This is a genomic window from Saccharothrix sp. ALI-22-I (assembly GCF_001984175.1).
Taxonomy (GTDB): domain Bacteria; phylum Actinomycetota; class Actinomycetes; order Mycobacteriales; family Pseudonocardiaceae; genus Actinosynnema.
Genome location: NZ_MTQP01000061.1, coordinates 184,491 through 204,091, shown reverse-complemented (window position 1 = coordinate 204,091; position 19,601 = coordinate 184,491). Strand labels below are relative to the sequence as shown.

The following is a 19,601-nucleotide window of genomic DNA, read 5'->3' as shown; positions in this document are numbered from 1 at the left end:
GGTGTGGAGCGCTTCTGCGTAGAGTGGCCTTGTGTGGAAACGTTTACATCGTCACGGCGATCCGTAGCGGTCTTCGCGCTCGCCCCCTGGGCGTTCGGCGACGTCTTCCCGCCCGACCTCGTCACCCGGTTGCGGCAACTCGTCGACGTCGCCTCGGAGACGACGTTCACCTCGTTCGAAGGACCGGTTGCCGCCGCGGCCTTGGCGGAAGCGGACATCCTGCTCACCGGGTGGGGATGCCCGCGCATCGATGCGGACGTGCTGGCCGCCGCGCCGAGGTTGCGCGCTCTCGTCCACGCAGCCGGCACGGTCAAGGCCCGCCTCGACCCCGTCGTGTTCGAGCACGGTCTGGTCGTGTCCTCCGCCGCCGAGGTCAACGCGGTCCCGGTGGCCGACTACACCATGGCGATGCTCGTCCTGGGCGCGAAGCGGGCGTTCAGTCGCGCCAGGCGGTACGCGACCGCCGTCGAGGGCACGCCGAGGGATTGGTTGCCCGGGGATGACACCGGTCTGCACCGCTGCACGGTCGGGGTCGTCGGCGCCTCCCGGATCGGTCGCCTGGTGCTGCACCGGCTCCGGTCGTTCGACGTCGAGGTCCTGCTCTACGACCCGTACGTGACCGCCGCCGAAGCCGCGCGCCTCGGCGCCGAACCGGTGGGCATGGACGACCTCTGCCGGCGCAGCGATCTCGTCACCGTGCACGCCCCCGCCCTGCCCGAGACCCACCACCTGCTCGACGCCCGCAGGCTGGACCTCCTGCCGGAGGGTGCGGTCGTGGTCAACACCGCCCGCGGATCGCTGATCGACACCGAGGCGCTGACCCGGTTGTGCGTCACCGGTGCGATCTCCACCATCCTCGACGTGACCGACCCGGAGCCGCTGCCGTCCGGGCATCCGCTCTTCGCCTTGCCCAACGTCCTCATCACCCCGCACCTGGCGGGAGCCCAGGGTCGCGAACTGCGTCGTCTCGGCGAGTTCGCCGTGGCCGAAGTGGGTCGGTTCCTCAAGGGCGCGCCGTTGCTCGGACGGGTGGAGCCGGAGCACCTCCCGTACATCGCGTGACGCTCGGTCCGCCCACGGAGACCGGCATTACTGGTGAGTAGGGTGACTGTCCACCCGTCGAAGGTAGCGGGTCCATCCGGTGGACGCGGGAAAGTGGGACGGGTCAGCGACCGGGCCGCCGAACGGACTCATTCTCGGTTACGGTTTTTGTGTTTTGCGTGATAGTTCGATGTCGTCGTTGTGGCGCGTCAGTGTCGTAGCCCGAAGTGATTTCGCATGTGAGCGCGGAACTGCGCAGATGGGCGCGGTTGTGCGAAAAGCAACATCAAATACCCGACAGTCCGTTCACACGACCGGCGAGTCGGGTTCGGGGCGTTGACGCAACCGACCGCTAGCTCTTGACTACCCGATGTCATCGGCTGCTGATTCGTGCCGATTTGGGAGTGGCGGATGCGGATGGATCCCTCCGAACTGGTCGTCGCGGTCAACCCCGTGCACCACCCGGCGCCCCGGCTGACCGCCGCCGTGGCCCGCGCGGGCGCGCTGGGTGTGCTGGAGCTGCCCACAGGCGACGCGCGTGCCGCGGCCGACGTGCTGGACCGTGCCGCGCGGTGGACCACCGGGCGGTTCGGCGTACGGGTGCGGCCCGGCTGCGTGGTCCCCGACCTGCCCGACGCCGTCGACACCGTGCTGCTGGCCGACCCGGCGCGCAGCGCGGCCGAGTTCCCCGGCCGGCGGGTGCTGGTCGAGGTGGTCGACCTCGCCGAAGCCCGCGCGGCAGTGGCTGCCGGCGCGGCGGGCCTGGTCGTGCGCGGTCGGGAGGCGGGCGGCCGGGTCGGCGAGCTGAGCACGTTCGTGCTGCTGCAACAGGTTCTCGCCGCCGTGTCGGTGCCGGTGTGGGCGGCGGGCGGCATCGGCCCGCACACCGCGGCGGCGGCCGTCGCGGGCGGCGCGACGGGCGTCGTGCTGGACACCCAGCTCGCGCTGTTCCCCGACGCCGGGCTGCCGGTGGAGCTGACCGCCACGCTGGACGGCCTCGACGGCTCGGAAACCGTGCTGCACCAAGGGCACCGGGTGCTGCGGCGACGCGGGCGGGTGTGCTCGAACTGCCCGCCGACGGTGTCGCGGACCTCCTGGGCCCCGACTTGCGGACCCAGTTCGCCCCGGTCGGCCAGGACGTGGCGCTCGCCTCCGTGTTCGCCCGCCGTTGGCGCACGGCGGGCGCGGCGGTGCGCGGTGTGCGGGACGCCTTGATCGCTGCGGTGGCCGACGACGCGGCCGTGCGCGTGCTGGGGCCCGGTTCGACCGGCGCGCGGCACCTGGGCACGGCGTTACCGGTGGTGCAAGGGCCGATGACCCGCGTCAGCGACCGGCCCGAGTTCGCCGCGGCCGTTGCCGCCGACGGCGGCCTGCCGTTCCTGGCGCTGGCCCTGTCCGGCTGGGCCAACGTGCTGTCCGGGACCGACAGCGTCACCGAGGTCCCGGCGGAGCGGTGGGACGCGGAGTTGTACTACGACCCCGACGGCACCGGCGAGCGCACCCCGTCGCGCTGGGGCGGGTTCCTGCCGCGCATCCCGTTCGACCCGCTCGCCTACGGCATCCCGCCCGCGTCCCTGGGCGCGATCGAACCCGTGCAACTGCTGGCGTTGGAGACCGCCCGCCGGGCCCTGGAGGACGCGGGCTACCCGCACACGGCCGCCGACCACCGTCGCACGTCCGTGGTGTTCGGCGCGGAGTCCGGCAGCGATCTGTCCAACGCCACCACGCTGCGCACCGCCCTGCCCGCCTACACCGGTGCCCCCGGCGCTGGACGCGCAACTGCCCCGGCTCACCGAGGACTCGTTCCCCGGGATGCTGGCCAACGTCATCGCGGGCCGGGTGGCCAACCGGCTCGACCTCGGCGGCGCGAACTACACCGTGGACGCGGCGTGCGCGTCGTCGCTGACCGCGGTCGACGTGGCGTGCAAGGAGCTTGTCGCCGGCACCAGCGATCTGGTGCTGGCCGGCGGCGCGGACTTGCACAACGGCATCAACGACTACCTGCTGTTCTCGTCCGTGCACGCGCTTTCCCCGAGTGGGCGCTCGGCGACGTTCGACCGGTCCGCCGACGGCATCGCGCTCGGTGAGGGCGTGGCGTGCGTGGTGCTCAAGCGCCTCGACGACGCGGTCCGCGACGGTGACCGGGTGTACGCGGTGATCGACGGCGTCGGCAGTGCCAGCGACGGCCGGGCCCTCGGCCTGACCGCGCCGCGTCCCGAGGGACAGCGCGCTGCGCTCACCCGTGCGTACGGCATGGCCGGTGTGTCGCCCGCCCGCGTGGGGCTGGTCGAGGCGCACGGCACCGGCACGGTGGTCGGTGACCGGACCGAGCTGCGCACCCTGACCGAGGTGTTCACCGAGGCGGGCGCGGAGGTCGGGTCGTGTGCGCTGGGGTCGGTGAAGTCCCAGATCGGGCACACCAAGTGCGCGGCGGGGCTGGCCGGGCTGATCAAGGCGGCACTGGCCGTGCACCACGGGGTGCGGCCGCCGACGCTGCACCTGCGCTCGCCCAACGCGGCGTGGGAGGCCGAGCACAGCCCGTTCGCCTTCCACACCGCCGCCCGGCCTTGGGCCGCGCCGCCCGCTTCGCGGATCGCCGGGGTGAGCGCGTTCGGGTTCGGCGGCACGAACTTCCACGTGGTGCTGCGCACCCACGACCAGGCGCCTGCCGCGCACGCGCTGGACCTTTGGCCCGCCGAGCTGTTCCTGTTCCGCGGTGCGAGTCCGGACGCCGCCGTCCGTGCGGCCTCCGCGCTGCTCGACCAGATCGACGCCACGCCGGCGGCGCGGCTGCGCGACTTCGCCCGTGGTGCGGCGACCAAGGCGGACGTGGCGGCGTTGCGCGGGGACCGGGTGTGGCTTGCGGTGGTGGCCGCCGACGTGGCCCAGCTGCGGGACCGGTTGCGGCTCGCTCTTGCCGGTGGCACCGGCGAGGGCGTGTTCACCGCCGACGTGGAGGAAACCGGCTCGGTCGCGTTCCTCTACCCCGGCCAGGGCAGCCAGCGGCCGGGGATGCTGGCCGATCTGCTGGTGGCCTTCCCCGAGCTGCACCGGTACCTGGAGTTGGGTGCGAAGTGGGCCGACGCGCTCTACCCGCCCGCCGCGTTCGACTCATCTGCCGAGGCCGCGCAGAAGGCCCGGATCACCGACACGGCCGTTGCCCAGCCTGCGCTCGGCGTGGTGGAGCTGGCCGCCACGGACCTGCTCGCGTCGGTCGGCGTGCGGCCGGATGCGGTGGCCGGTCACAGCTACGGCGAGCTGGTGGCGTTGACCGCTGCCGGCGTGTTCGACCCGGCCGACCTGCTCGTGGCCAGCGCCGCCCGTGCGTCGGCGATCCTCGGCGAGGTCCGTGACGGCGACGCCGGCGCGATGGCCGCCGTGTCCGCACCGGCCGAGGAGGTCGAGGCGGTCCTGGCGGACGTGCCCGTGGTGGCGGCCAACCGGAACTCGCCTGCGCAGACCGTCGTGTCCGGGCCGACCGCCGCGGTGGTGTCGGCGGTGGAGGCGCTGCGGGCGGCCGGGTGGTCGGTCAAGCAACTGCCGGTGGCGTGCGCGTTCCACAGTCCGCTGGTGGCGGGCGCGGGCGAGGTGTTCCGGCAGGTGCTAGACGGGATGCCGCTGCGCGCGCCGACCCTGCCGGTCTGGGCCAACCGCACCGCCGGGACCTACCCCGGTTCGGCCGACGCGGTGCGCTTCGAGCTGGCCGCGCAGATCGGCGCACCGGTCCGCTTCGCCGAACAGATCGAGGCCATGCATGCAGCCGGTGTGCGCGTGTTCGTCGAGGTCGGACCCGGCCGCGTGCTCAGCGGCCTGGTGCCGGCGGTGCTGGGCGACAGGCCACACCGGGTGGTCCACCTCGGCGAGGGCCTGCCCGGTTTCCTCACCGCCCTGGCACGGCTGGCGGTCGCCGGCGTGGACGTCCGCACCGGGCCGCTGGTGCGTGGCCGGGACGCCGTGGACCCGTCTGCCGTGCCTGCCGTGCCCGGGTGGACCGTCGACGGCCACTTGGTGCGGCGAGCGGACGGCACCATCCAGCCCGGCGCACTGTGCCCCGCCCAACGGATCACGGAGCCGATCGTGCCCGAACACCAGCCCACACCCGTGTCGTCCGACGCGCTGGTAGCCGACTTCCTGCGCACCAGCCGGGAGATGATCGCCGCACAACGCGACGTGCTGATGACCTACTTCGGCGCCACCGGAGTGCCTTTGCCCGCACCGGCGGCCCCCATAGCGCCGTCCGCGCCCGTGATGCTGGAGGCAATCGCCAGACCGGCAGTAGTGCCCATCCCCACGACCGTTCACACCGCGCCGCCAGAGCCGGTCGCCGTGGACGTCCTGCGGACCGTGGTGGAGGTGGTGGCCGAACGCACCGGCTACCCGGTGGAGATGGTCGAGCCAGACCTGGACCTGGAGGCCGACCTCAGCGTCGACTCGATCAAACGAGCCGAGATCGCCGGCGAGATCGCCACCCGCCTGGGCCTCGACGCCGGCGCGGGCGCAGCCCTCGAAGCCCTCAGCGCCGCCCGAACCGCCGCCGCCATCGCCGACCTCATCGAAGAGCGGAGTGGGAAAGCTCCCGAACACACCTCACCCGAACCGATTGCGGCCACCCCGGAACCGGCCATGGCTACCTCCGAAGCGCCTGCGTCGGCGGGTACAGCGCTGCAACCGGTCGCTGCGTCTGCCGGCGCCGCGCCGCTCGTGATCGCGCCGGAGCGCCTGGTGTTCGAAGAGCATGAGCTCCCCGCGCCAAACCTGGACGCGCGTGGCATGCGGGTCGTGGTCGTTGGCGCGAGGGATGGCGTCGTGGCTGGGGCGTTGCGGGCGGCCGGGGTCGAGGTTGGCGGTGAGGTGACGGGTGCGGTCGTGGTGCATCTGGGTGCGCTTGAGGCCGATGAGTCGTTGCTGCCGGAGGAGTTTCCGCGTATCCAGTCGCTGCTCGCGGCGGGGCCGCGCGGGCTGCTGGCGGTGGATCGGCGTCAAGTCGGGGCCGTGACGGGGCTGCGCGGGTTCTTCCGCACTCTGGCCCGGGAGTCCCGGACTTGGCGGCCACGCTCGTCGAGGTTCCGGCAGACGCCGGGCCGGAGGTTGTGGCCGCTGCCCTGCTTGCCGAACTCGCCACCGCCGACCACGAGCCCGTGGTGCTCGCCGGTCCCGGCACGCGGCGCGGTCTGCGGTTGACCGTGACCGACCTCGGCCGGGTGGCTGCGGCGGGTGCCGGGCCGGCAGGTGACGGCGCGGCTGAGGCCGAGGCCGCGGGGCTGGATCGGGACGCTGTGGTGCTGCTCGTCGGCGGCGCTCGTGGCATCACCGCGCGGTTCGCGCGCACGCTGGCGGCGGCGGGTCGTTGCCGACTGGAACTGCTGGGCCGCACCCCTGCGCCGCTTGGCCCGGAGGACAGAGATCTTGCCGGCGCAGCTGACCGGAGCGCGCTGCGCGCGGCGTTCCTCGCCCGGGGTATGACGCGGCCCGCCGAGGTCGAGCGGGCGGTGTCTGCGGCGTTGGCCGAGCGTGAGGTCCGCACCACTCTCACCGACCTGGGCGACCTGGCCCGCTACCACGCGGTGGACGTGCTCGATGCCGAGGCGGTGCGTGCCACCGTGAAGCAGGTGCACGACGAGCACGGCCGGTTGGACGCGGTGGTGTACGCGGCGGGTGTGATCGAGGACAAGTTGGTCGCGGACAAGTCGGTCGAGTCGTTCCGGCGCGTGTTCGGCACCAAAGTGGACGGTGCGCGAACCCTGCTCGACGCGGTCGACGCGCTGCCCGATGGTCCCCGGTACGCGGTGCTGTTCGGCAGCATCGCGGCCGCCCTGGGGAACCGCGGCCAGTGCGACTACGCCGCGGCCAACGACGCGCTGGAGGAGTTGGGGCGGCGCTGGTCCCGGCCTGGCCGCCGCGGTCTGACCGTCCACTGGGGACCGTGGGCGGGCGGTGGCATGGTCTCGCCAGAGCTGGCCCGCTCCTACGCCGCACGTGGCGTTGCGCTGATCGATCCCGAGGAGGGTCCGCTGAGCCTGCTGCGGGAACTGGCCTGGGGCCCGGCCGACGTGCACGCCGTCGTCAGCTCCGCGTCCGGCTGGTGAACGCGGTGACGCCGGTCGCGATCGTCGGCATGGCGGTGCTGTTCCCCCGGGCGCGCCCGACCTGGGCGCGTTCTGGCGCAACATCGTCGGCGGCGTGGACGCCATCACCGACGTGCCCGCCGACCGCTGGGACGCCGGCTTCCACGACCCCGCCGAGCGCCGTGCGGACCGCGTCTACACCCGGCGCGGCGGGTTCGTCGAGGCGGCGGTGGACGTGACCGCGTTCGGCGTGATGCCCGCGTCCGTGCCCGGCACCGAACCCGACCAGCTGATCGCGTTGCAGGTGGCGGCGGACGCGGTGGCCGACGCGGGCGGTGACGCCGTGCTGCCCGGCGACGGGCCGGGGTGGTCCTCGGCCGGGGCGGCTACCTCACGCCCGGCCTGGTGCGGCTGGACCAGCGCGTCCGCACCGCCAACCAGGTCGTGCGCACGCTGCGCGATCTGGTGCCCGAGTTGGACGACGCCCGGCTGGAACGGGTGCGGACGGCGTTCGCCGAGCAGTTGGGGCCTGAGGCCCCCGAGTCGGCCATCGGCCTGGTGCCCAACCTCGCCGCGTCCCGCGTCGCCAACCGGCTCGACCTGCGCGGCCCCGCCTACACGGTGGACGCGGCGTGCGCCTCGTCGCTGGTGGCCGTGGACCACGCGGTACGCGAGTTGGACAGCGGCCGGTGCGACGTGGTGCTGGCCGGCGGCGTGCACCACTGCCACGACATCACGCTGTGGAGCGTGTTCAGCCAGCTCGGGGCGCTGTCCCGGAGCGGGCGCATCCGGCCGCACAGCCGAGTGATCGACGACGACCTGACCGCCCTCACCCGCCCGCTGCTGGCGATCTTCGGCGACGAGTCCGGCCTGTCCGAGCAGGCCCCCAGCCTGGAGGCCGCACTCGCCGACTGCCGCACGGTCATCCTGCCCAACCAAGGCCACTCGGTGCTGGTGGAACGACCGCACGAGACGCGCGAACTGCTACTGGACTGGGTACGCGCGCACCACGTCGTGGCGGGGTCGGTCCGGTGAGCCGTTTTCTGTTCGTGGCGCCGCCGTTGGTGGGGCACCTCAACCCGCTCGTGGCCGTAGCGACGGATCTGGCCGGGCGCGGTCACGAGGTTGCTTGGGCCGGGCACGCCGAACTGCTGCGCAGGCTGGTCGGGCCGGACGTGCGGGTGGTTGACTGCGCGCTGCCGGACCAGGTGCACCGGCCGCCTGAGTTGACCGGCCCGGCCGCGTTCCGGTTTCTGTGGCGGGACTTCTTCGTGCCGTTGGCCGATGCCATGGCTCCCGGCGTGGCCGCCGCGATCGGGCAGGTGCGGCCGGACCTGGTTGTGGCCGACCAGCACGCGGTGGCCGGGTCGCTGGTGGCGGAACGGCTGGGCGTCCCGTGCGTCACCTCGGCCAGCACGTCCGCCGAACTGGTCGACCCGTTGGCCGGGCTGCCCAAGGTGGCCGCCTGGGTGGCCGACCTGCTCACCGACCTGCGCGGCCGCATCGGTGACCCGACCGCCGTCCACGACCCGCGCTACCCGCCCGCCGGCGTGGTCGCGTTCACCACCAGGGACCTGGTCGGCGACGTGCCGCTGCCGGACGGGGTGCGGCTGGTCGGACCGGCCGTCTCACCCCGGCCCTCGACCGCCTTCCCTTGGGACCGCCTCGACCCGGACCGCCGCGCAGTGCTGGTCAGCCTCGGCACGGCCAACGTGGACGCGGGCGAGCGGTTCCTGCGCGTGACGGTGGAGGCACTGGCCACGCGCCCACAGTTGCAGGGCGTCGTGGTGGACCCCGGCGGTGTGCTGGGGGACGTGCAGGGAACGCTGGTCGTGCCGCACGTGCCGCAGTTGGAACTACTCGCCCGCTGTGCGGCGGTGGTGTGCCACTCCGGGCACAACACCGTGTGCGAATCCCTGTGGCACGGCGTGCCACTCGTCCTCGCGCCGATCCGGGACGACCAGCCAGTGGTAGCGGGCCAGGTCGTCGCGACGGGCGCGGGGGTGCGGGTGCGGTTCGGCCGGGTCACCGCCGAAGGGCTGGGCGCGGCCCTCGACGTGCTCCTCGACCCCGCCTCCGGCTACCGCGACGCGGCACGCGCTGTCGGCCGGTCCTTCCGCACGGCAGGCGGCGCACCCACCGCCGCCGACCACCTGGCCGCGCTGGCCTCGCGCACCCCCGCCACCACTCCCTGACCCCGCATGTGTTGTCCGACATGGGATTGATGCAAGGAGCGAGATCAAATTCGGTTCCGGGGGCTCAGTCGGTGCTGAGCCTCCGGAAGGCGGCCCGGTAGGTGTGCGGGTTGGTGCCGACGATTCGCTTGAAGCGGTCGCGGAAGGCGGTGGGTGAGCCGAATCCGACCTGGCCGGCGATGCGGTCGACCGGGTGGTCGGTGGCTTCGAGCAGGTACTGGGCCTGGCGGACGCCCACGCAGGACATCGACGGCGCCTACTTCGTGCGTGACCGGCCGGCTCCCGGATCGCCATTGCTCGACGACCACGATCTGAGCGGCCGGTTGTGGGATCTCTCCGAGCAGCTGACCACGACGTGAGCGCGCCGAGCGCATGTCAGGCCTCGGTAGCTGCCGACGCCAGGAGTCGGGCGAGTTCGGCCGGTTTGGTGACCATCGGCCAGTGGCCGGAGTCGATGTCGATGAACTCGACGTGCTTGGCCTTGGCGAGCTCGGGCACGTCACCGGCGCTGATCCACTGCTGAGCCTGGGCGGGGGAGAATTCGGGGCAGACGAGCGCGACCGGGACGTCGAACCGGCGTTCGTCCGTCAGCCGGACCACGGCCTTGGTCACCCCTTCGGGGACGGGGATGGCGGCGGCCTCGAAGCTGCGCCTGGCCGTTTCGTCGAGGTCGGCGGAGTCCGGTCCTTCGAACGGGTCCCAGCCGGGGAAGGGCATGACGCCGTTCTCCGGCTCGAAGAAGTCGGCGTAGGGGTGGCCGTCGGCGGCCGGGAAGCCGCCGATGAGGGCGACCTTGGCCACCTTCCCCGGTCGTGCGTCGGCGGCCAGCCAGGCCAGGCCGGCGGCGGCGGAATGGCCTACCACCATGGGTTTTCCGGGTGCCGAGTCCACTGCGGCGAGTACCGCCGCCACCTGGTCGGCAAGAGTGGCGGACGTGGATTCGTCGCCCTGACCGGGGAGTGTCAGCGGTACGGGGCGGTGGCCGAGCGCCTTGAGTTCGGGCACGACATCGTCCCAGGCGGACCCGTCGAGCCAGAGGCCGGCGATGAGCAGGATGTCCATGATCAGTTCTCTTTCTCCAGTGAGGTCAGATCGGGTTCCGGTGCACGGTAGAACCAGTTCCGGACGATCTCCTTCCGGTTCATTCTGATGACCGCCTAATCTGCTCCGGTGCCGACCGACCTCAGCCCCACCGCGCGGGCTCTGCGTGCCATGGAGATCCTCCAGAACCGTCCCGGCGCGACGGCCGGTGAACTCGCCGCCGGGTTGGGCGTCACGGAGCGGGCCGCGCGTCGGTACGTCGGCATCCTCCGGGAGGCGGGCATCCCCGTCGAGTCGGCACGGGGTCCCCACGGGGGCTACCGGCTCGGGCGCGGGACGCGGCTGCCCCCGGTCGTCTTCACCCAGTCCGAGGCACTGGGGCTGGTCATGGCGGTGCTCGACGGCCAGCCGGCCGCCACCGACGTCGACGACCTGGTCGGTTCCGCCCTCAACAAGGTCATCCGGGCACTGCCCGAGAGCGTCGGCAGGCAAGCGGCCGCGCTGCGCGAGCACGCGTCGACCGCGCCCGACCGGTACTCGGCCCGTCCGGATCCCGCCACCACCAGCGCACTCGTCGCTTCCATCGCGGCCCGACGGCGCGTGCTGATCACGTACCGGAGCGAGTCGGGCAACGAGTGGGCGGCCGAAGTGGACCCCTGGTCGGTCGTCGTCCGCTACGGGCGCTGGTACCTCCTGTGCCACTCCCATCGCGCGGCCGCGATCCGCACCTACCGGGTCGATCGAATCCGTGCGGTCCAGCAGACCGCGCACGACTTCGAGCTGCCCCAAGGGCTCGACCCGGTGGCCGCGCTGGAGGAAAACCTCGGCACCGGGTGGGAGTTCCCCACGCGCGTCGTGTTCCACGCGCCACCGGCCGACGTGGCCCCGTGGATCAGGCCTCCCATGGGACGGCTTGAACCATCGGCTGACGGGTGCGTGCTCGTCGGCAGCACGAGCAACCCGGCGATGTACGCCCAGGAGTGGTTGCCGAACGTGCCGTTCCCCTTCCGCGTCGAGGGCGGGCCGGAGCTCCGTGCCGCGATTGCCACGGTCTCGGCGCGTTTCGCCGCCGCCTTGGCGGACCAACCCTGATAGCCATCGGGTGGTCGCAACTGTGTCGGTGTCGCCGCACTCTTAACTACCGCGACATCGCGGCGTCACGACCATGCGCGAATCTCTCCCGAGAACGCGGGAACCAGGACACGGGGGAGGTGGCATGACGAGTCTCGTACGCGGCCGTCTCGCCGACCTCCGGTGCCGTGTCCACCAGTCGGCGTGGACTCGTGGCCGTGTCGCCCACGGTGCGCGATGCACCCGTGTGAGCGCTTGCGCCTGAGCATGTCGCGCGCTGCTCGTGGTCCTTCGACACTCATCCGTTAGTCCACTGTTCCTGAACCCGGCCGATATCCGCCGGTCGTGCATGCGCGCGACAAGGATTCGCCCCGCTGCCCCGCTGCCCCGCTGCCGCTCGCCCGTTCCCGTTCCCGCTCCGTTTCCGGAGGTCTCCGTGTCACAGGCCCTTGCCCAGCCCGAATCCGGCCGGCACCCGGTCGACCAGGTCCTGCCGCCCGGCCGGCTGGGCCTGCTCGGTCTTCAGCACGTGCTGGTCATGTACACCGGCTGCGTCGCCGTCCCCCTGGTGTTCGGGTCCGTCGCCAAACTGGACACCTCCACCATCGGCCTGCTGATCAACGCCGACCTGCTGGTGGCCGGTCTGGTCACGCTGCTCCAGGCGCTGGGCATCGGCAAGGTGCTCGGCGTGCGGTTGCCGGTCGTCGCGGGCGCGACCTTCACGGCCGTGACCCCGATGATCCTCATCGCGGGCGAGTACGGGATGCAGGCGGTCTACGGCTCCATGATCGCCGCCGGTGTCTTCGGGCTGCTGGTCGCGGTTCCCTTCGCGCGGGCGGTGCGGTTCTTCCCGCCGCTGGTCAGCGGCTCGGTCATCACCGTCATCGGGCTCTCGCTGATCGGTGTCGCCGCCGGCCTGATCGCGGGACTGGACCCCACGGCGGAGGACTACGCGGCGCCGAGCAATCTGGCGCTCGCGGGCGGCATCGTGCTGCTGATCGTCATCATCAGCCGTTTCACGAGCGGGTTCCTGTCCCAACTCGGGGTGCTGCTGGGACTGGCGGCTGGCACCCTGGTCGCCATCCCGATGGGGCTGACCGACTTCTCCTCGGTCGGGCAGGCCGACTGGGTGGGTCTGGCCGCGCCGTTCCACTTCGGCGCACCGCAGTTCCCGCTCGCGGCCGTGATCTCGATGTGCGTGGTGATGCTGGTGACGTTCACCGAGTCGACCGCCGACATGCTCGCCGTCGGCGATATGACCGGCCGCCCGCTGACCAAGGCCGATCTGGCGCGTGGCCTGGCCGGCGACGGCGTCTCCGGGATCTTCGGCGGGATCATGAACGGCTTCGTGGACACCGTCTTCGCGCAGAACGTCGGCCTGGTCGGCATGACCAAGGTGCGCAGCCGGTACGTCGCCGCCGTCGCCGGGGGCATCCTCGTCCTGCTCGGCCTCGTGCCCAAGCTCGGTGAAGTCGTCGCCGCGCTGCCCGGTCCGGTGGTCGGCGCGGCCGGCCTGGTCATGTTCGCCACCGTCACCGCCGTCGGCATCAACACCCTGCGCAAGGTCGAGTTCGAGGGCACCAACAACCTGCTGATCGTGGCCGTCTCGATCGGCGTCGGCATGCTGCCGGTCGCGGCGCCGACGATCTACCACGCCTTCCCGACGTGGGTGCAGATCATCGGCGGCAGCGCCATCACCAGCGCCACCCTCACCGCGTTCCTGCTGAACCTCCTGTTCAACCACACACCCGGTCGCCGGAAGCCCGCTGTCGCGGACGAGAGTCCCGCCACCCCGGCGGCGAACACGCCCTGACCAGGAAGGGCCGCGGCGTCCGGACCCGGCGCGGAACATCCTGTGGTCGTCGATCAGGAGCACTCGGATTCGCGGCGGGCTCATCCCGCAACGCGCGGCGATCCTCGCCGGTGCCGACCACCTCGCGGCGGCGAAGCTCTACCTGAACTGGCAGCTCCGCCGCCGTGCAGCAGTGGGTGAGGCCGCATCCGGGTCGACATCGCCGCGTTCCTGCTCGACACCGCCGTCAGCGGCTCGTGGTCCAGGCTCACCACGGTGATCACCACGAGCCGCAGGCCGCCGACGCCGACCGCCTGTCGCCGACCTGAGCGTCGGATTCGGGTGGCCCCGCAGGAGTCCCGGACGGTTCGAACTCGCGCTTGAAATCGGGGCACTCCACGAGCGGCTCGTGCCGGCACGTCGAGGCGTGGCGCAGGCTGTTCCGCATCCGGGTCAGGCGGGCGATGTCGAGCACTCGACCCCGAGCCGCAGCCGCATCCCGTGCTCGACATCGTGCAGACCCGCTCCGAAGTCCACCGCGACCTCCGGCTCGGCACCCAGGCCCGGCTCCGCGAACTCGTCCGCGACCACGGTGACGAGGTCGCCCTCTTCAGCGCCCACGACCCCTGGGAACTGGACCGCTACCGCTGACCCCGCGGGGTCGGCAGCGGTACGCCGCTGCCGACCCCGGAGGCGGTTACCAGAGGTGGTTACTGCCGGGCCGGTGACGTGACGGCGTACCGGACGGTGTCCTGCCCGGTGCCGGTGCGCGATCGCCGGAAACCGGCCTTTTCCAGGACCCGGACCGACGCCGGGTTCGACAGCTCCACGTCGGCGCAGACCGTGTGGACGCCCGGTGCGGTGAGCGCGAACTCGGTCAGGGCACGCGTGGCCTCGGAGGCATAGCCGCGCCCCCGTCGGGACGCCACGATCCCGTACCCGATTTCCAAGGTGCCATCGCTGGGCGGCCAGAACAGGCCGATCGAGCCGACCAGCAGGCCGCCGTCGCGCTCGACGATCAGACGGTGGCCATAACCGCCCAGCCACTGGGGGTGCTCGGCGAACAGGCCGGCGATGACGCGATCACCCTCGGCGGGGAAGTCCCCGGCCCAGTGCGGCAGCCGGGCGCCGTCCAGGACGGCGGTGACGTCGCCGGGGGTCCACGACCGCAGCACAAGCCGGTCGGTGGTCAGCTCATCACCGGTGGGAGAGAAAGATGAAGACACTCGGAACTCCTGGTCATCGGGGTGACCCGGACCGCGGGTTCAGACTCGCGCGGACCGGGCGAAGGCATGCTGATGACGGCTGGTGACAGCCATATTCATCAACCCCCGCGCCAGTGAGTGACCAGGCGATCTTCATCGCCACCGCGACGCTGGCAACCTCACCCGAGACCGGGCAAACCGCTTCCCGTCGCCACATCAGAAGTACGTGGGCAGGCGGGGGACGTAGGGGTCTTCGAGGGAGCGGATCTCGTCGTCGGTGAGGCGCAGGTCGAGCGCGTGCCAGGCCGCCCTGTACGGGGTACCGCTGTTCAGGGGTGCGAGAGGGCCTGTCACGCACCGGACCGGAGCGGCAGGCGCTGCTTGCCGAGCCGCCGCGTTACCCTCCGGCCCATGCCCACAGCCCTGGTCACCGGCGCGACCGCCGGAATCGGCGCGGAGTTCACCCGCCACCTCGCCGGTGACGGCTGCGACCTCGTTCTGGTGGCCCGTGACGAGGAACGACTCGCTCGGACCGCGGCGGCCCTCCGCACTGACCACGGAGTCGCCGTGGAGGTGCTCGTGGCGGACCTGGCGACCGACGACGGGATCGCGGCGGTCGAGCGGCGCGTGGCCCAGGGCGTCGACCTGGTCGTCAACAACGCGGGTTTCGGGCAGCGGGGCGACTTCCTCACCTCGGACGTCGCCGAGGAGTTGGCCATGCTGAAGGTGCATTGCGAAGCGGTGCTGCGGATCACCCGCGCGGCGCTGGGCCCCATGCTCGAACGCGGCAGCGGCGGCGTCATCAACGTCGCCTCGGTGGCCGCGTTCTTCTCTCGCGGCACCTACAGCGCGTCTAAGGGGTGGGTGGTCACTTTCAGCGACAGCGTCCGGCAACAGATCAACGGCAGCGGCGTGCACGTGATGGCGCTGTGCCCCGGCTGGGTGCGCACCGAGTTCCACCAACGTTCCGGTATGGACACCGCGGGCATCCCCGGGTTCCTGTGGCTCGACGCGACCCGACTCGTGACAGGGGCACTGCGCGATCTCCGGCGGGGCGTCGCGGTCAGCGTGCCCGGCCTGCCGTACCGAATCCTCATCGGCCTCGGCAGAGTCCTGCCTCGACGCGCCACGACCAGGCTGGCCGCCCGCGCCGGCAGCAGGCACGCCCACTGACCGTCCCGTGATGCCGCCGTTCGCCTCACGCGGCGTGGCGACCTGCGGCGAGACGGGTGGAGGTGGCCGGGCAGGCGGGTGGGCAAGTAGCGTCTGGATGTGTCGGAACGTGACGAGGTCATTGCCGGGCGGTATCGGCTTGTGGCGTTGGTCGGGAGCGGGGCTGCCGGGGTCGTCTGGCGGGCGCGGGACGAGCGGCTGGGGCGGGCCGTCGCGATCAAGCTCCTCAAGGCGGGCGACTCTCCCGGTGCGGTGGAGCGGATCGTGCGGGAGGGGCGGGTCGCCGCCCGGTTACGGCATCCGCACGCGGTGACCGTGCACGACGTCGTCGAGCACGGCGGAAAGCCGTGCCTGGTGATGGAGTACCTGCCTTCGCGGACGTTGGCCGAGTTGGTCGACGAGCGCGGGCCGCTGCCGGAGGAGCTGGTGGCGGGCGTCGGGTGGCAGGTGGCGTCGGCGTTGGCGGCGGCGCACGCGGCCGGGGTCGTGCACCGGGACGTCACCACGTTCAACATCCTGCTGGCCGACGACGGCACCGCGAAGATCGCCGATTTCGGTATCGCCCGGGCGATCGGCGAGGGCACGGTCACCGACCCGCGGGTCGTCGTCGGCACGCCCGCGTTCCTCGCGCCGGAGGTGGCGGCGGGGGAGGGGGCGGTGTTCGCGTCCGACGTGTACTCCCTCGGCGCGACGCTGTACGCGGCGCTCGAAGGCCACCCGCCGTTCGGGACGACCGACAACCCGTACGCGCTGTTGCGGCGCGTGTCGGAAGCGCAGGTCGCGCCGCTCCGGTTCCCCGGCCCGTTGGGGGAGGTGCTGCTGCGCGTTCTGCGGCGCGACCCGGCGGAACGGCCGACGATGGCCGAGCTGCACGCCCTGCTGGGCGCGGTCGTGGAGGGACGGCCGTTGCCGGGCACGCCGTCGACCGATGAGACCTCAGCGCCGTGTCGCGCGCCCTGGCGGAGCATCGCGCTGGTGGTCGGTGCCGCAGTGCTGGTGGCCGGTGGCGTGGTGATCGCCAACTCGCTGCGGGACGACGAACCGTCCGACACAGCCCTGCCTGCCCCGAACACCACCGCCACTACCACCGCCACTACCACCGCCACCGCCACGACGACGACCACCACCACCACCACCACGACCACCACCATCACCGCTACGCCGGCGACGTCCGATTGCAGCGCACGCTTCGAGATCACCAACTCCTGGCCGGGCGGCTACCAGGCCCAGGTGACCGTGCGCAACGCGGGCGACAGCGCGCTCAGCGCGTGGACCGTGACCTGGCTCCAACCGGCCGGTCACGCGATCAGCAACCTGTGGGACGGCACCCTCACCGTGGACACCGGCTCGGCGAGGGTCACCAACGTCGACTACAACGCCCCGCTCCCCGCGAACGGCTCCACCACCTTCGGTTTCACCGCCAACGGCCCCACGACCCCCCGACCGGACGTCACCTGCACGTCCGGCAGTTGATCAGCGGGCCGAGCCGGGGCCGGGCACGGTTTCGCGTAAATCGGTTTCGAGTAAATCGGTTCCGCGTCCGCACACGAGGCCCTACACTTCGGCCGGACTACGCGCGCTGACGTGATCTCCGCAGCGCGCCCGTGACGGATGAGGGGAGCCGGCCGTGCGCCACCGCACCGCTGTCGTCGTTCCCTCGTCGCGTTACGAGGTGATCCTGGTGTCTCCCGGAGTCCGGTGCCCGCTGCGCGCCCGGCTCCGGAGCCTCTGACGAACGCCTGACCTCCCCGCCTGCACGGCCGTGACTCGGCCGGTCGGTATCCCTTGTGCCGCAACGCGTTCCGCTGGGGATGGGGTTCGTCCCATCGCGCCGACCCGTTCCGCGATCACCTCGAAAGGCGCTGTGCCGTGCGCACCGACCTGCACCGTGACCACCTGCTCCCGCTGACCGGCGTCCGCAACCTCGGCATCCTGGCTCACGTCGACGCGGGCAAGACCACCCTCACCGAACGAATCCTCTACGCCACCGGCACCACCTACAAACGCGGCGAGGTCCACGACGGGACGACCGTCACCGACTTCGACCCCCAGGAACGCGACCGCGGCATCACCATCTTCTCCGCGGCCGTGAGCTGCACGTGGGACGACCACCGGATCAACCTGATCGACACCCCCGGCCACGTCGACTTCTCCGGCGAGGTCGAACGCTCGCTGCGGGTGCTCGACGGCGCGGTCGTGGTGTTCGACGGGGTCGCGGGGGTCGAGCCGCAGAGCGAATCGGTCTGGCGACAGGCAGACCGGCACGGGGTGCCGCGGATCGCGTTCGTCAACAAGCTGGACCGGGCCGGCGCCGACCTCGACACGGCCGTGGCGTCGATCCGCGAACGGCTGCACCCGGTTCCGCTCGTGGTCCAGCTTCCCATCGGCAAGGAGGACGGGTTCACCGGCGTCGTCGATCTGCTGCACATGCGGTCGGTGGTGTGGGCCGACGGTCGCGACGAGTTCGAGCAAGGGCCGGTGCCGGAAGCCTTGTGGGACGAGGCGCACCGGCGTCGCCGCCTGCTGGAGGAAGCGGTCGCGGAACTCCACCCGGCCGTGTTGGAGGAGTTCTGCGCGGAGTCCACGGTCTCCGCGCGGACGTTGATGTCCGCGTTGCGGGACGTGACCCGCACTGGCGACGGGGTGGTGGTGCTGTGCGGATCGGCTTACCGCAACCGCGGGGTCGAACTGCTGCTGGACGCGGTCGTGGCCTACCTGCCTTCGCCCCTGGACGTGCCGCCGGTGCGTGGCGTCCTGGGCGACGAGCGGCAGGCCGACCCGACCGGACCGCTCGCGGCGTTGGTGTTCAAGGTGAACTCGACCACGACGGGCCGGTTGACGTACCTCCGCGTGTACTCGGGGACGCTCAACCAGGGGGAGAAGGTGCTGGACGCCGGAGCCGGACGGGTCGAACGGATCGGCCGAATCCTGCTGGTCCAGGCCGATCGGCACGTGGCGACGCCGGTGGCGGTGGCCGGGGACATCGTCGCGGTGGTCGGGCTGAAGTCGGCCCGCGCCGGGGCGACGCTCTGCGCACCGTTGGCTCCGCTGGTCCTCGAACCACCGGTGGTGGCGGCTCCGGTCGTCTCCGTCGCGGTCGAGCCGCGCACGGGTGCGGAGACCGACCGGTTGACGTCGGCCTTGGCGCAGCTGGTGGAGGAAGACCCGACCCTGGCGGTCAGGACGGACCCCGAGACCGGTCAGACCGTGTTGTCGGGCATGGGAGAGCTGCACTTGGAGGTGGCGGTGGAGAAGGTGCGCCGTGACCACCGGCTCGACCTCGCCGTCGGGCGGCCGAAGGTGGCCTACCGCGAGACCGTCGCGCGCGGTGTCTCCGGATTCGTGTACCGGCATGTCAAACAGGAAGGGGGTGCGGGGCAGTTCGCTCACGTCGTGCTCGACACGGAGCCGATGGAGGTCGTCCCCGGTGCGGTCGAGTTCGTGTTCCGGTCGACCGTGACCGGTGGTCGGGTTCCGCAGGAGTACGTGCGAGCGGTGGAGGCGGGCTGTCGGGACGCGCTGGCCGAGGGACCTCTGGGCGGTCATCCCGTGACCGGAGTGCGGGTCACGCTGACCGATGGGGTCACCCACTCCAAGGACTCCTCGGAGATGGCGTTCCGCACCGCGGGCCGGTTCGCGCTCCGGGAAGCCCTGCGCGCCGGCACGATGGCGCTGCTGGAGCCGGTTGCCGAAGTCACGGTGACCGTCCCCGACGGCAGCGTGGGCGGCGTGCTCGGTGACCTCGCGGCACGACGCGGCCGCATCCTGGGCTCCGCGGGCCGCGCGGGCACGACGGTGATCACGGCGAGCGTGCCGCTGGCCGAACTGTTCGGCTACGCGACCCGACTGCGCAGCCGGACCCAGGGACGGGGAACGTTCACCACCCGTCTCACCGGCTACGCCCCGGCGCCGATGTAGTTCCGACGACGGCCTGCCGGTCCACGTGAGGTCCGCCCGGCCGTGATGCGGCCGGGCGGACCGCCGTGGCCGACAAGAAGCAACCCTTGACGAGAACAAC

The 19,601-nt window shown here is 72.2% G+C and carries 11 protein-coding genes and 3 pseudogenes; 9 read left to right on the top strand and 5 right to left on the bottom strand.

Annotated elements, in window-relative coordinates; genetic code table 11:
• Positions 1–33: 33 nt before the first annotated feature.
• The 4 genes and pseudogenes from ALI22I_RS21420 (at position 34) to ALI22I_RS21405 (ending at position 9,301) form a co-directional block, all read left to right on the top strand.
• A complete protein-coding gene (locus ALI22I_RS21420; protein ID WP_202971034.1) occupies positions 34–1,062 on the top strand; it encodes a hydroxyacid dehydrogenase in 1,029 nt (342 codons plus the stop codon).
• Positions 1,063–1,740: 678 nt separating this feature from the next.
• Positions 1,741–7,127: pseudogene (locus tag ALI22I_RS55630) on the top strand (SDR family NAD(P)-dependent oxidoreductase).
• Between the two features lie 29 nt (positions 7,128–7,156).
• A pseudogene (locus ALI22I_RS21410) lies at positions 7,157–7,919 on the top strand (beta-ketoacyl synthase N-terminal-like domain-containing protein); the annotation flags it as partial.
• A 218-nt stretch (positions 7,920–8,137) separates the two neighbouring features.
• Positions 8,138–9,301: a glycosyltransferase gene (locus ALI22I_RS21405; RefSeq protein WP_077007299.1), complete on the top strand. Its 1,164-nt coding sequence runs from the start codon at positions 8,138–8,140 to the stop codon at positions 9,299–9,301.
• A 64-nt stretch (positions 9,302–9,365) separates the two neighbouring features.
• Here ALI22I_RS21405 and ALI22I_RS21400 read toward each other — a convergent pair.
• Together ALI22I_RS21400 and ALI22I_RS21395 are read right to left on the bottom strand one after the other, a co-directional pair.
• Positions 9,366–9,533: pseudogene (locus ALI22I_RS21400) on the bottom strand (helix-turn-helix domain-containing protein); the annotation flags it as partial.
• 143 nt (positions 9,534–9,676) lie between these two features.
• Entirely contained in the window at positions 9,677–10,363 is a 687-nt protein-coding gene (locus ALI22I_RS21395) for an alpha/beta fold hydrolase (RefSeq protein ID WP_077007298.1), read from the bottom strand.
• A gap of 108 nt (positions 10,364–10,471) precedes the next feature.
• Here ALI22I_RS21395 and ALI22I_RS21390 point away from each other — a divergent pair, with 108 nt between their 5' ends.
• Both ALI22I_RS21390 and ALI22I_RS21385 read left to right on the top strand, forming a co-directional pair.
• Positions 10,472–11,434 carry a helix-turn-helix transcriptional regulator gene (locus tag ALI22I_RS21390; protein ID WP_077007297.1) on the top strand — a complete coding sequence of 321 codons (963 nt, stop codon included), beginning with the start codon at positions 10,472–10,474 and terminating at the stop codon, positions 11,432–11,434.
• 415 nt (positions 11,435–11,849) lie between these two features.
• Positions 11,850–13,226, top strand: a complete 1,377-nt coding sequence (locus tag ALI22I_RS21385; protein WP_238598496.1) for a nucleobase:cation symporter-2 family protein — start codon at positions 11,850–11,852, stop codon at positions 13,224–13,226.
• A 432-nt stretch (positions 13,227–13,658) separates the two neighbouring features.
• Here ALI22I_RS21385 and ALI22I_RS51035 read toward each other — a convergent pair whose 3' ends face one another.
• The 3 genes from ALI22I_RS51035 to ALI22I_RS51030 form a co-directional block, all read right to left on the bottom strand.
• A complete protein-coding gene (locus ALI22I_RS51035) occupies positions 13,659–13,826 on the bottom strand; it encodes a hypothetical protein (protein ID WP_179118304.1) in 168 nt (55 codons plus the stop codon).
• Between the two features lie 89 nt (positions 13,827–13,915).
• A complete protein-coding gene (locus ALI22I_RS21370; RefSeq protein ID WP_077007295.1) occupies positions 13,916–14,431 on the bottom strand; it encodes a GNAT family N-acetyltransferase in 516 nt (171 codons plus the stop codon).
• 195 nt (positions 14,432–14,626) lie between these two features.
• Positions 14,627–14,764 (bottom strand): hypothetical protein, encoded by a 138-nt coding sequence (locus ALI22I_RS51030; protein ID WP_179118296.1) that lies wholly within the window; start codon positions 14,762–14,764, stop codon positions 14,627–14,629.
• Positions 14,765–14,821: 57 nt separating this feature from the next.
• Here ALI22I_RS51030 and ALI22I_RS21365 point away from each other — a divergent pair, with 57 nt between their 5' ends.
• The 3 genes from ALI22I_RS21365 to fusA all read left to right on the top strand — a co-directional run bounded on the left by ALI22I_RS21365 (position 14,822) and on the right by fusA (position 19,501).
• Positions 14,822–15,583, top strand: a complete 762-nt coding sequence (locus ALI22I_RS21365; RefSeq protein ID WP_077007294.1) for an SDR family NAD(P)-dependent oxidoreductase — start codon at positions 14,822–14,824, stop codon at positions 15,581–15,583.
• A gap of 99 nt (positions 15,584–15,682) precedes the next feature.
• Positions 15,683–17,056 (top strand): protein kinase domain-containing protein, encoded by a 1,374-nt coding sequence (locus ALI22I_RS21360; protein ID WP_077007293.1) that lies wholly within the window; start codon positions 15,683–15,685, stop codon positions 17,054–17,056.
• A 408-nt stretch (positions 17,057–17,464) separates the two neighbouring features.
• Positions 17,465–19,501 carry an elongation factor G gene (gene fusA / locus ALI22I_RS21355; RefSeq protein WP_443216954.1) on the top strand — a complete coding sequence of 679 codons (2,037 nt, stop codon included), beginning with the start codon at positions 17,465–17,467 and terminating at the stop codon, positions 19,499–19,501.
• The last annotated feature ends 100 nt before the right edge of the window (positions 19,502–19,601 follow it).

Excerpts from the sequence above, each read along its gene's own strand:
- ALI22I_RS21395 (WP_077007298.1), bottom strand. The coding sequence starts at position 10,363 with ATGGACATCCTGCTCATCGCCGGCCTCTGGCTCGACGGGTCCGCCTGG.
- ALI22I_RS21365 (WP_077007294.1), top strand. The coding sequence starts at position 14,822 with ATGCCCACAGCCCTGGTCACCGGCGCGACCGCCGGAATCGGCGCGGAG.